This is a genomic window from Sphingobium sp. RS1 (assembly GCF_056156825.1).
The window spans coordinates 726,012-738,611 of the sequence record NZ_JBLZXE010000002.1 but is presented as its reverse complement, the minus strand read 5'-3'; the positions used below and the strand labels follow the sequence as shown (position 1 = coordinate 738,611).

Annotated in this window: 8 protein-coding genes; 3 read left to right on the top strand and 5 right to left on the bottom strand. The window is 58.8% G+C overall.

Annotated elements, in window-relative coordinates; genetic code table 11:
* Positions 1–67 precede the first annotated feature (67 nt).
* The gene (locus ACNHGR_RS05180; RefSeq protein ID WP_475284401.1) at positions 68–2,260 is read right to left on the bottom strand and encodes a sugar nucleotide-binding protein; all 2,193 of its coding nucleotides are present in this window, start codon (positions 2,258–2,260) and stop codon (positions 68–70) included.
* Between the two features lie 238 nt (positions 2,261–2,498).
* Between ACNHGR_RS05180 and glf the strand changes: the two genes are divergently transcribed.
* Complete coding sequence (gene glf, locus ACNHGR_RS05175; protein WP_475284400.1) at positions 2,499–4,640, top strand: UDP-galactopyranose mutase; 2,142 nt, start codon at positions 2,499–2,501, stop codon at positions 4,638–4,640.
* 42 nt (positions 4,641–4,682) lie between these two features.
* On the opposite strand, the gene ACNHGR_RS05170 is transcribed toward glf, so the two are convergent.
* Positions 4,683–5,228, bottom strand: a complete 546-nt coding sequence (locus tag ACNHGR_RS05170; RefSeq protein WP_475284399.1) for a hemerythrin domain-containing protein — start codon at positions 5,226–5,228, stop codon at positions 4,683–4,685.
* 300 nt (positions 5,229–5,528) lie between these two features.
* Between ACNHGR_RS05170 and katE the strand changes: the two genes are divergently transcribed.
* Positions 5,529–7,754: a catalase gene (gene katE / locus ACNHGR_RS05165; protein WP_475284398.1), complete on the top strand. Its 2,226-nt coding sequence runs from the start codon at positions 5,529–5,531 to the stop codon at positions 7,752–7,754.
* Between the two features lie 557 nt (positions 7,755–8,311).
* Here the strand turns inward: katE and ACNHGR_RS05160 are convergent.
* Together ACNHGR_RS05160 and ACNHGR_RS05155 are read right to left on the bottom strand one after the other, a co-directional pair.
* Positions 8,312–9,088, bottom strand: coding sequence for a DUF1206 domain-containing protein (locus ACNHGR_RS05160; protein WP_475284397.1), 777 nt, complete (start codon positions 9,086–9,088; stop codon positions 8,312–8,314).
* A gap of 368 nt (positions 9,089–9,456) precedes the next feature.
* A protein-coding gene (locus ACNHGR_RS05155) for an IS3 family transposase (protein WP_475284352.1) occupies positions 9,457–10,628 on the bottom strand; the annotation gives its coding sequence in 2 pieces (ribosomal slippage) (positions 9,457–10,364 and positions 10,364–10,628; 1,173 coding nt in all).
* Positions 10,629–10,881: 253 nt separating this feature from the next.
* Here ACNHGR_RS05155 and ACNHGR_RS05150 point away from each other — a divergent pair.
* Entirely contained in the window at positions 10,882–11,160 is a 279-nt protein-coding gene (locus ACNHGR_RS05150; RefSeq protein ID WP_475284396.1) for a hypothetical protein, read from the top strand.
* A 372-nt stretch (positions 11,161–11,532) separates the two neighbouring features.
* On the opposite strand, the gene ACNHGR_RS05145 is transcribed toward ACNHGR_RS05150, so the two are convergent.
* Complete coding sequence (locus ACNHGR_RS05145) at positions 11,533–12,321, bottom strand: hypothetical protein (RefSeq protein ID WP_475284395.1); 789 nt, start codon at positions 12,319–12,321, stop codon at positions 11,533–11,535.
* Between the last annotated feature and the right edge of the window lie 279 nt (positions 12,322–12,600).

Here is a 12,600-nt window from a genome sequence, read left to right as displayed (position 1 = left end):
CGGACAAACCCTGTGCATGTTGCCTGCCGATCCCACAAATCGTGATGACGCAAGTTAAGTTTGCGCCTCAAACAGCCAATGTTGCGACGAACCGTTCAATCGCCGAGCCTATGTCGGGCATGATCAACCCACGCTCGCTGGTGAGCGGCGCATATCGCGGACGCGGTGCAATCCATCCCATAGCGTCGGCCGGCCTGGCGTCGATCGAAGCAAGGCTAAGCCCCATATTTTCTGCAAGCACGCTGGCAAAATCGGCCCACGACAGGGCGCCTGCGCTCACCAGATGCCACAGACCTGTTTCGCCATCGATGACAAGATCGAGCGTTGCGCGCACCAGGTCGGGGACATAAGTGGGCGAAATGATGATGTCGGACGCCGCTGCGAACTGACGGCGCTCGCGCAGGGCGTCGATGCAATGTATCGCAAAATTCTGCCGGTCATAAGGCGAGAAGAAAGCTGCGGTCCGGACGACAAGTGCGTTTCCACCTGTCCTCTGGAGTGCAGCATCGGCGCATGCCTTGCTCTGCCCATAAATGTTGAGCGGCGCAGGCGCATCGCTCTCGACATACGCACGGCCCGCAAGACCGTCGAAAACCAGATCGCTGGAAAAACTGGTATAATGGATGTCGCGATACTGGCATGCCTTGGCTAAGGCCAGGCTTCCGGTAACGTTAGCGGCGTAGCAGTCCTCCGCCCGATGCTCGGCTTCATCGACGCGGACCCAGCCAGCGCAATTTATGACCGCCCAAGGGGAAAGCGCGTCCAGGGCACGATGGATTGAGACTGGATCATTGAGGTTCAGTAGCTCCCGTCCGGTCAGGACATGGTCTATGCCCCGCAGGCGGCATGCGCCCGCAAACGCTTGGCCGAGCGTCCCGGTCGCCCCTGTGATGAGCAAGGGGCGTGCGGACACCGATAGCAGCGGATCATGTCGACGCCACCATCCGCGACGCGAAAGCACGGGGTGATCAGGGTCCATGCCAGCAGCAAGCTTACGCATAAGCGGCCCGAGCGCTGTCTGTCGTGGGCGTGCTCCCCGTATATCGAAGACCCCGCTTTCATAATGGCCTGCGGGCGCTGTGAGCAGGCTGTCCCAATCCTGCGCGCCAAGCAGGCTCCAGGCCGTAACGGCTTCGATCGGGATGCCATCGTCGCGCAATCCCTGCGCGATGGTCCACGCCTCCCAAAACCATCGCATTTGCTCCTCGCGCGTGCAGCCATTGTGGATTTCGGTAAATGCTATCGGAATGCCGTAACGGGCCCAGCAGGCCTTGGCTGCGCCTGCCAGTCCTGGCGGGTGTTCGACCACACGAACCGCCTCCATATCGGCAAGCGGCCCCGCGCCGCTGTCGCCATGGCTGGCTGGCGGGTACAGCTCAAGCCGATGGTCAAGGAAGCGATCACTCGTCAGATAGTGATTAAGCCCCAGGATATCAGGTCGGCACGGCGCCTGCGCGATCGCTTCGAGCCGATGGTCGAAGCCGCAGCCGGCAACATGGTCCCAGAGCTGATGGCCCGGCACAAACCGGCCCGTCAGCATGTCCCAGGACGCCCAGCGTCGTGCATTGTCGAACGCGGCCTGGGCGCTGCGCTGTGGTGTGGCGTCGCTATGCCCCAGATCCTCGGTCTGAATCAGCCGCGCCTGCGGCACGATTGCACGGATTTCCAGCATCGCCCATCGGATCGCGTCAATCTGGTTCACAAGGGCAAGCCAGAAAGCGCTTTCCTCCCGCGCATGCGGATACCAATGTCCATAAAGTGCGGCAAAGCGCGCCGTTGTGAGCGGCTCGTTGACGGGCGTCCAGTCGCGCACCCATGGATAGCGAAGAGCTGCAGCCTTTGCGTGGGCGGCAAGCCCGGATGCGAAATCGGGGGCCAGAAGGTCCGTGACGGACGGACCGCTCCCATGGTGGATGAGCCCGATGATCGGCTGTACGCCCAGATCTTGCAACCGATCCAGTCTCTCATCGTGCCAGGCCCAGAGCGCTTCGGGATCGGCGCTCCGTGCGAAGCTTTCCCAGATAAGCGGATAGCGCAACGCCGTAATGCCAAGGGCGGCAAAGCGCTCGAGATCATCAGCACGCGCATCGTGACCGCTCAAAACAGCCTGATCGAGATAGGCATCGCCAATCCGATTGATCGTGCATTCAACCCCACCCCAAAGGGCTGGCCGGGTCGATGGAAGGGGCGGGGCGATAGGCTTTCCTGTCATGAGAACGCAGGCACGCAAAAGCGTCCACGCGACGCACCATAAACGCATGGGCGCGTCTGCGTGGCTATAATCGTATAGACACGGATTAATTTACGCCTTTGGGCTGGATCGTCCGGAAGGGTGGCTCGTTCACCCTGCTCCGATCCTTATCCTCCAGTCAGAAAGTCCTAGCCGCATGACGCTGGTCTGTTTCTCCCATCTGCGGTGGGACTTCGTGTTCCAGCGCCCGCAGCATCTGATGTCCCGGCTTGCGGCGAAATGGCCTGTCCTGTTCTGGGAAGAGCCAGTGGGCGGCGCAGCGGAGGCATGGCTTGAGCTGCGCGAGCAGGGTCGAAACATCCTCGTCGCCATCCCGCATCTTCCCGATGGGCTCGAGGATCAGGCGCGAGACGCTGCACTCAAACAACTACTCGATGCGCAGCTGACAGAAGCGCCAGCCTCGCTCATCCGGTGGTATTACACACCCATGATGCTCGGCTTTTCGCGCCATCTGGAGTCTGCCTGCACAGTCTACGACTGCATGGACGAACTTGCCAACTTCCGTTTTGCACCCGCGCAGCTTGCCGATCTTGAGGCCGAACTGTTCGATGCGGCAGACCTCGTCTTCACCGGCGGCTATAGTCTCTATGAAGCCAAGCGGGCGCGCCATCCTTCGGTCCATGCTTTTCCATCCGGCGTCGATGTCGGTCATTTCGCGCGCGCGCGCGGACAACGGCACCCGCTTGCGGAGCGTTCGACCCCGCGCCTCGGCTTTTACGGCGTCATCGACGAACGCATGGATCTTGATCTGCTCGCCGCGCTCGCGGACGCCCGGCCTGACTGGTCGCTCAGCATGGTGGGACCGGTGGTCAAGATCGATCCGGCTGACCTTCCCATGCGACCCAATATCGATTGGCTGGGTGGCAAGCGCTATGCGGAATTGCCTCAGATCATCGCCAACTGGGACGTTGCATTAATGCCTTTTGCGATCAACGATTCGACGCGCTTCATTTCGCCCACCAAAACGCCGGAATATCTTGCCGCCGGCCTGCCGGTCGTCTCGACGCCGATTACCGACGTCGCGCTTAGTTATGGCGCCCTTACAGGAGTGGCGATCGCCGACACGGCGGAAGCTTTCGTTGAAGCTTGCGAACACGCAATCATGCTGGGCCAGCAAGCCCGAGACGCCGCCTGGCGCGAGCAAGCAGATGCTGCCCTTGCGGATCAGTCATGGGAGAAGGTAGTGGACGCGATGACACGCCTCATCGATGACATCCTCGCTGCCTGTCCGCCGAAAAACAGCGTTTCTTATGACTATCTGGTCGTAGGCGCTGGCTTTGCCGGCGCGGTCATGGCCGAGCGCCTCGCACGCGACGGCGGCAAACGGGTGCTGGTGATTGACCGTCGCGACCATATCGGCGGCAACGCCTTTGACCATCATGACGAGGCGGGCATTCTTGTCCATCGTTATGGACCGCATATCTTTCATACCAACAGCCAGGATATCGTCGACTATCTTTCGCGCTTCACGCAGTGGAGACCCTATGAACATCGGGTGCTGGCCGACATTGGCGGGGTAAAGGTGCCTATGCCGATCAACCGAACGACCCTCAATCGGCTTTACGATCTTGAGCTGCGCACCGACGAAGAGGCAGAATCCTATCTTGCCGCCCGGGCCGAGCCGGTATCGCCGATCAAAACGTCCGCCGATGTTGTGATCGCAAAGGTGGGCCGCGAACTCTACGAAACCTTTTTTCGCGGCTATACGAGAAAACAGTGGGGTATGGACCCTTCGGAGCTGGACAAGTCTGTGACCGCGCGGGTGCCGACCCGCATCAATACGGACGATCGCTATTTTACCGACAGCTTCCAGGCGATGCCCGCGCAGGGCTATACGGCAATGTTCGCCGCCATGCTGGACCATGAACTGATCGACGTTGAGCTCGGTCTGGCCTTTGAGGATATTCGCGACCGGATCGACTTCGGCACGCTCGTCTTTACCGGGCCGATCGACGAATATTTCGACCATTGTTATGGCGAGCTGCCCTATCGCTCACTGGATTTCCGGCACGAAACGCTCGACCAGGAATGGCTGCAGGATGTCGCTGTGATCAACTATCCCTCAGAGGCTGTGCCCCATACGCGCGTAACGGAGTATAAGCATTTGACCGGGCAAAGCGCCGATCAGACCAGCATCACCTATGAATATCCCTGCGCGCAGGGTGAACCTTACTATCCCATTCCCCGCCCGGAAAATGAAGCGTTGTTCAAACGCTATGAGGCGCTTGCGCTCGCCACATCGCACGTACTGTTTGTCGGCCGCCTTGCGACCTATCGCTATTATAATATGGACCAGGTTGTTGGTCAGGCGCTGTCGACCTACCGCCGGCACGCGGCCCGCCTGGCAGCAGAAACGGTAAAGCAGGGGGCGGCCATCGCGGCAGAATAAGATCAAGAACAGGGGCCGGCTGTCGCCAGCCCCTCGACTGGGTCAGGCGGGTGCGTCCGCGCCGACATAGCGGGCATATTCTTCGGCATAGCGTTTGGTCATCAGCGTCTGGTCCTCGAGGGAAGTCTTTTCCTTCAGGTCAAGAAACCAATTACCCTCTTCGGCATACATATGATGCTGGACCGCGCCCTCGATATGTTCAAGCTTGTCGATGAAATCCTTGCTCATCGGGTCCAGTTTCTCGAGCAGCGCCATCTGCACCTTGACCATCGCCTGCTCATCATAGCCGATGCCGGCATGCGCCTTTTCGCCGCCTTGGGCGAGCGCGGGGTAGATGATCGCTTCTTCCGCGATTGCATGGCCTGTCAGCAGCACGCCGAGCACCTTGGTCGCAGCGGTGCGTGAGGGCACATCGGTCGCCGCTTTGACGTCGGCAAAGGCATCTTCCAAATCCATATGATGCTGTAATATCTGATCCAGCCAGTCGCCCGGCATGGCAGCATTGGTCGCTTTGGTACGCGCCTCCAGGCGAGCCTCCGCGCTTTCGGGCGGCGTGACGGCGGCAATGAAGCGGTCGATGATCGACATGGCTAAGTCTCCTGGTCGGGATAAACCGGCAAGACGCCGGCCTCGCGGGGACAACCTGTCGCCAATCGCCCTGTTCCCGCTGAACGCGGGAAAGCAACATCGATCAATGCTTTTGTTGGCGCGCTTCACACCATCGGCACAATCGTAATGACGCAGGTTAATTTCGTCATCCAGAAAGCAACCGGTCGCTCATCCACGGGTTCTGATTGCGACCTCACGCCAAGACTGCCGCAATCTTGCGGGCAATTCGCGCGCGCACCGCTCCATCTCAATCCTGCCTTTTATAGTCGAGGACATCATATGGCCAAGAAACCCAGCGCCCTCAAACTGTCGGCCCGCAAGGCGGCTGTCACACCTGCCGATCTCGCCGGGGCGGATATAAGTGGCGAGTCATCGCGTAAGGCGCCGGCCGTACCGAGCGATGCTGCCATCTCCCTGTCCTTTGCCGAACCACAGGGCGCGGGCGGCGAGACCCATCAGGTCGCAGAGGGCGAAATCGCGACCCTTACGACCCAGAATGGCATTCCCGTTGCCGACGACCAGAACAGCCTGAAGCAGGGGGCTCGGGGTCCCACGCTGCTGGAGGATTTTCATTTCCGCGAAAAGATCTTTCATTTCGATCATGAGCGTATTCCCGAGCGCGTCGTTCATGCGCGGGGCTATGGTGCCCATGGCTTCTTCGAATTGACCGACAGCCTTGCGGACGTCAGCCGGGCCGACATCTTTCAACGTGTGGGCGAAAAAACCCCCGCCTTTGTGCGCTTCTCGACTGTCGCAGGCTCCAAGGGATCATTCGACCTTGCCCGCGACGTCCGCGGCTTTGCCGTGAAGCTCTACACCCAAGAAGGCAATTGGGATCTGGTCGGCAACAACATTCCGGTCTTCTTCATTCAGGACGCGATCAAGTTCCCCGACCTTGTCCACGCGGCCAAACCTGAACCTGACCGCGCTTTCCCGCAGGCGCAGACCGCCCATGACAATTTCTGGGATTTTGTCAGCCTGACGCCAGAGAGCTTGCACATGATCATGTGGACCATGTCGGACCGCGCCATTCCGCGCTCGTTCCGCACCATGGAAGGCTTTGGCGTTCACACTTTCCGCCTCATCGATGCGCAGGGCAGATCGACCTTCGTCAAATTCCACTGGAAGCCCAAGCAGGGTCTGCAGTCGGTCATGTGGAACGAGGCGGTCAAGATCAATGGCGCCGATCCGGACTTTCACCGGCGCGATTTGTGGGATGCAATCAACGGCGGCGACTTCCCGGAATGGGAACTGGGGGTGCAGTTGTTCGACGATGCATTTGCCGACAGTTTCGATTTCGACGTGCTCGATGCAACCAAGATCATCCCCGAAGAGCTCATACCGATCCGCGTCGTTGGGCGACTGGTGCTCGACCGGGTCGTTGACAATTTCTTCGCTGAGACCGAACAGGTCGCCTTCTGCACGCAAAATGTACCGCCCGGCATCGACTTTTCGAACGATCCGCTGCTTCAGGGCCGGAATTTTTCCTATCTCGATACCCAGATCAAGCGCCTGGGCGGGCCGAATTTCACGCACATTCCCATCAACGCGCCCAAATGTCCGATGGCGCATTTCCAGCAGGACGGGCATATGGCGATGCGCAACCCGGTCGGCCGGGTCAACTATGAGCCCAATAGCTGGGGCGCGACGCAAGGCGGTCCGCGCGAGGACCCGGTGCGCGGCTTCACCAGCTTCGGGGAGGCCCCGGATGGACCCAAGCAGCGCGTTCGCTCGGAAAGCTTCGCTGACCATTATAGCCAGGCGCGTCAGTTTTTCGTCAGTCAGACGTCGATAGAACAAAAGCATATTGGCGATGCTCTTGTGTTCGAATTGTCCAAGGTCGAGCGCCCCGACATTCGGTCGCGCACCGTTTCCCACCTGCTCAACATAGACGCCACCCTGGCGGCAACGGTGGCGCAGGGGCTGGGCTTGCCTCTCCCCGATCCCGCAGTGGCGGCACGTACGCCGATCACCAATCTTCCCGCCTCCGACAAGCTCAGCATTGTGAAGAACGGCCCCGACAGCTTCAAGGGCCGTAAGCTCGGCATATTGCTGAGCGAGGGCGCAGACGCGAAAATCGTAAAGGCGCTCATCGCGGCGGTGGACAGCGAAGGGGCTGTATATGAGGTGGTCGCGCCGAAGATTGCAGGGGTCACCTTGTCGGATGGCACCACGGTCGCAGCCAAGCATAAGATCGACGGTGGCCCCTCGGTCCTCTTCGACGCCGTGGCAATTGTCGTTTCGGCTGAGGGCGCTGCCCTTCTCTCAATCGACGCTGCCGCAAAGGATTTTGTCACCGATGCCTTTGCGCATTGCAAATATATCGGGATGAGCGCGCAAGCAGAGGCGATCTTTGCCAAGGCCGGCATAGCCGGCGACCTCGACGAGGCTTGTCTACCCTTGAGCAAGGCGGCTGACGCGAAGGTCTTCCTCGCGGCCTGTCGCACCTTGCGGCACTGGCCGCGCGAATTGAAGGTCGATCTCGACGCCCAGCCTGCAGCCTGAGATTGGCGGCAAAGCGCTATGAGACTGGTCGATCCGGTCGCATAGCGCTTCTGATCTCGTCCCTATCGGTTTTAGGAGAGACCGGTTTGGCTCTCCTGGCGTAGATGGCTTTGCAAGTCGAGGTCTCCCATTCATAGCGTCAGGTCACGCATAGGATCCTGGTTGCCGTGGCGGAGCGATCGATCAACCTTACTGAGCGTTTGCTGTGCGCGCGCACCTTGCGTGCGGCGGTGACATTCCACGTCACTCTCCCTGCAGTGGAGCCTTCAAGGCCATGAAAAAAGAAAAATATCATGACCCAGTCCGGCCATAGTAATCGGATGTGGCGGGCCCTTGAATGCGCGATCCCGATCAATCGACAGCGAGCCAGCCTGAAAGCACAGCGCGCAGGTCGGGCAATATCTCAATTATGATCGTAACGGGCATCCGACCAGTCGCAGAGGCAGGATCCACACCCTTCTGCCCATATACTGTCCATGGGGCGCTATGCTCTTTTGAAACGGGCGGCATGTTGGGAGAGGATATATGCACTGCGAAGATCGTATGAGGACAAAGCTTCAGCGCAGGAACTTTGGTTTTTCCACTCTCATCCGCCGATAGCGCGCCTCGATCAGGCTGAACAGGCCAAATAGCCCTAGCCCCAAGGCTACTATGCTCAATAGAAGGGCGCCTTCGTCCTGAGCGCGCAATTGCTCCAGAGCTTCGCCGAGCCCACCGGCCCGATCGGGATCATGGTTGAGCGCTGCTGACATGAAGAACCAGCCGATGAGCGAAAATACCAGGGCGCGTGCAGCATATCCTAGACGACCAATCCATCGCACATAGTCAGGCGCCGGGACATCGCCGTCAAGCTCGTCAAACCGGGCCTTGAATGCCTTAAGAGCTTGGGCTGCCGCGACCATGAGGAGGAGGACACCCACGAGGACGAGCAGGAGTACGCCTCCGGGCTGTTCCAGAAGCCATGCTGACCATCCTTGCGCGCTTTCATCTCCAGGACTTCCTTCCTGCTTTGCCGTCTGCACAAAAGCAAGCCGTCCCGCGAACGTCGCCAGCATGATGTGGGAGATGCCGCTCAATGCGTAGCCGAGCCGTTCGAACTTTCCTTTCAGCGTACCGCCGCGATTTTCCGGATCAGTCACCGCTTCTGTAAGCCGCCAGACGGCGTAGCCAGCAAATCCGAGCGAACAGACTGCAAGAAGAATATGTCCAAGCGGCGCATCGGCTAAAGTGCCCAGCGCACCCTGATTGTCGGTTGTCTCACCCCCGTGCCAAGCGACGTCGAGCGCGAAACACCCGATCAGAATATAAACAAGACCGCGTGCGGCAAAACCCACGCGCGCTCACAGGGTCATTCGATCACTATATGTCATGCAGCCCTCTTATAGATCCGGAACAGTCCAGTGACTGCATATGTTCCCTGCCAAGAGTGTGCGCGCCTATTTGCCCATCGAACGGCTAAACCTTTTCAGGGCGAAGGAAATCCGCGCCTCCCGGTCGCGAAATTTTTGAAATCGTGAGGCAGTCGCACCTGTTGAAGTTTGAGCCGCTATGGTCGTTTTCTTTCTAATGGGGGGCAACGCTATGCCAGCAAGCAGATTGACACGCTTGAAGCGGTTAAGGACCAAGCTGGGTCTCAAGAGCGTGGAGCCAATGAATGATCGATCGTCGTGACCTGCCCCCACCGAGTGGACCGATTGGTTTGTTAGTGGATTAATCCCATCGCCGCCATATCCGGACGGAGGTGGAGCGAAGCGGAACCGGAGGCCGGATATGGCGGTGTTGCCGTTTCTGGTGCCGGTGGTCGGTATCCAAGGCTGCTGTGCGGGCGAACGGTGTTGTAATGCCGCCGCCATGCCTCGATCAGCACCTTGGCCTCCGCGAGGCTGTAGAAAATCTCGCCGTTGAGCAGTTCGTCGCGAAGCGACCCGTTGAAGCTTTCGTTATAGCCATTCTCCCATGGTGATCCCGGCGTGATGTAGAGTGTCTTCACGCCGATCTGGCCCAGCCATTTCTGGACGGCGGTCGCAATAAATTCGCTGCCATTATCGGACCGTATATGTGCAGGCGGACCGCGCGAGACGAACAGGTCGGCCAAGGCAGCCAGAACATCCTCATGCTTGAGCTGCCGTGCAACGATGAGCGCCAGGCATTCCCTGCTGGCCTCGTCGATGATCGTGAGGATGCGGAACTTGCGGCCATCATGCGTCCGCCCCTCGACGAAATCGTAGGCCCAGACATGTCCCGGATATTCGGGTCGTAGCCGGATGCATGAACCGTCATTGAGCCACAAGCGTCCCCGCTTTGACTGGCGCGGCGGAACCTTCAGCCCCTCACGCCGCCAGATCCGCTCAACCCGTTTATGGTTCACCGTCCATCCTGCATGACACAGTAATGCCGTCACCCGGCGATAGCCATAACGACCATATTGCTTCGCCAAAGCGACGATATCCTCTGTCAGTGCCTGTTCGTCATCCGCCCCGCGCGGCACCTTGCGCTGTGTCGATCGATGCTGACCCAGCACCCGGCATATCCGTCGCTCGGACACCGGAAGCTCTCGTCGTAAATGATCGATGCAGCGCCGCCGCCGCGCAGGGCTCAGAAGTTTCCCTTGGCAGCCTCCTGCAGGATCAGCTTGTCCAGCGTCAGGTCCGAAATCGCCCGGCGAAGACGCTGGTTCTCTTTCTCCAGATCCTTCATCCGCCGCGCTTGGTCGGTCTTCAGCCCGCCATATTCCTTGCGCCAGCGATAATAAGTCTGCTCGCTGACCCCGATCCGACGGCATGCTTCGGCGGTCGAAGTCCCCTGCGCCAGCACAATCTCAACTTCACGCAGCTTGCCGATGATCTCTTCCGGCTTGTGCTTCTTGAATGGCATCTGTCGTCCCTTTCGTGGTCCAGACTATCATAGTCTCTGGGCCACTCAGCAGGGGGCAGATCAGTCGGACAACAGCGGCGCCAAGACACACCGTCGCGCCAGACAGGCGGTCCAGCGTGCGCAGAGGAAGCCGGCCCGGCTTCGAGCCCTTGACTGATCATTTGATTGCAAAATAGAAGCTGAGAATATTTCTCAATCGGAACAGATTATGTCGGGCCTCGTTCCCGCTTCTATCAAGAGATAGGAGGATGGGATGGTTGACAATAGGTATGACGACCGCGTTGTTGTCGAACGCAAGGGTCCCGGCCGGACAATCGCCATTTTGGCGATAGCAGCCCTGGCGATCGTAGGCATTCTGTTCGCCACCGGTTTCTGGTCGGCAGACGTCAAGGAAGGCGATATGCCCGAAGTCAGCGTAAAGGGCGGCGCACTGCCGAAGGTCGACGTTGATTCCAAGAAAGTGGTTGTTGGCACCAAGAAGGAAGAAATCGAGGTTCCTACCGTCGGGGTGAAAGATAACGGCGAAAACTGATATGAATATCGTTTTTTTCGCTGCGCAGGAACCGATGTAAACTTGGTAAGTTTATGCTTTGCGGACGGTGATCGGCCCCCAGCTACCATCCGCTACCCAGCCCCGTCAGCAATGGCGGGGCTTCTTTTGTATAACGGCTCGACCATGCGCCAAATCTCGTATTAAGCAGATCTGAAGCAATATACATATCGTAAATGTCAGATTTTGTTGTGGAAAGGCGAAAGCAGAGTTTCGAGCAAAGTCCAAATGCGGACGGAAGGGAAATCACAAGCCGCCCCTCTGGATCGGGAAAGCGACAAAAGACTATATTTTCTTATCTACCACAACTTCGATCGCTGCCTGAGCAGAAGCATAGCGCCACTTTTCATCTGACTACCGGCCCGTCATCAATGGACCTGATGGCGGTACGGGAAATGCAAGTGGCGCGATAACCGCGCCGCGGTAGCCTGCAGTGCTCACAGTGTATAGCTTAAGGCCGAGCCCACTATGTGTGATCAAGGTCATTGATATCTGCATAAGAGTGATGGTCGCGGCGCCCCACCACAATGCTGGATGGACATGGCCTCGGCGACGACGATCTGCCACAATCGCAATCAGCGGCCACAACATCACTGCCGCGAAAACGCACCATTCTGCATAAGGAACAAGTAACGGCATCGGCAAAAGGCGGCCAAAGGCTGGCCCGGTCAGGATCGCCATGGCGCACAACATCAAGCGCCTGTGCCATTCGGTCCGCTTGCGCATTGAAACAGCCACCATGACCAAACCGCCGAAGCAGAGTATCGACAGAATGTTCATGACGAGAAAATATGCGGGGAGGAAGAAGAACGGAGTGGCGGCGTTTCGCGTCATGGCTATGGTCGTATATATACCAACAACGACCATGGCACCGGCCCAGCCAGTGCTTATCCAGCCGAGCTGCCGGTGCAGGGCGATCGACCCTTGGGTGACGAGGAGGTTTTGGGATATGAACAGCACCACCCAGCCAAAGAAGATGAAGGCGTGGAGGTGGACAAGCGGTGGCGCGCCAAAGGTTGATCGACCCGTCGCCGCCTGAAGGGAAAAGCCGGCAACGATCGTCAAAGCCATCGCGATCGCCATCTTTAAAAAGAACCGGTCATCCCGCCCATATCCGGGTAGCGGTTCAGCCAAGGTCGCCATATGTCGCCTCCACGCCATCTGGTGATGGAAGATAACGCAAGCAGCGGCGCGGCTCAACCGGGATGGATCAGCGGTGGAACCTGACCGCATCTTACGGCAACCAACTGAAATCATGATGAAAGGGGCCTAGCGAGACACTGATCTGCGATGCGCCGGCGGGGCCTGTAGGTCAAAGTAGGCAGGGCGATGGCTTTGTGACGATGAAATCTCCGTTCAGAATGAACATAATATCGGGCGACCGAACCAGGAGATAACCTGCTTGCCTTAAACCATTCAGAA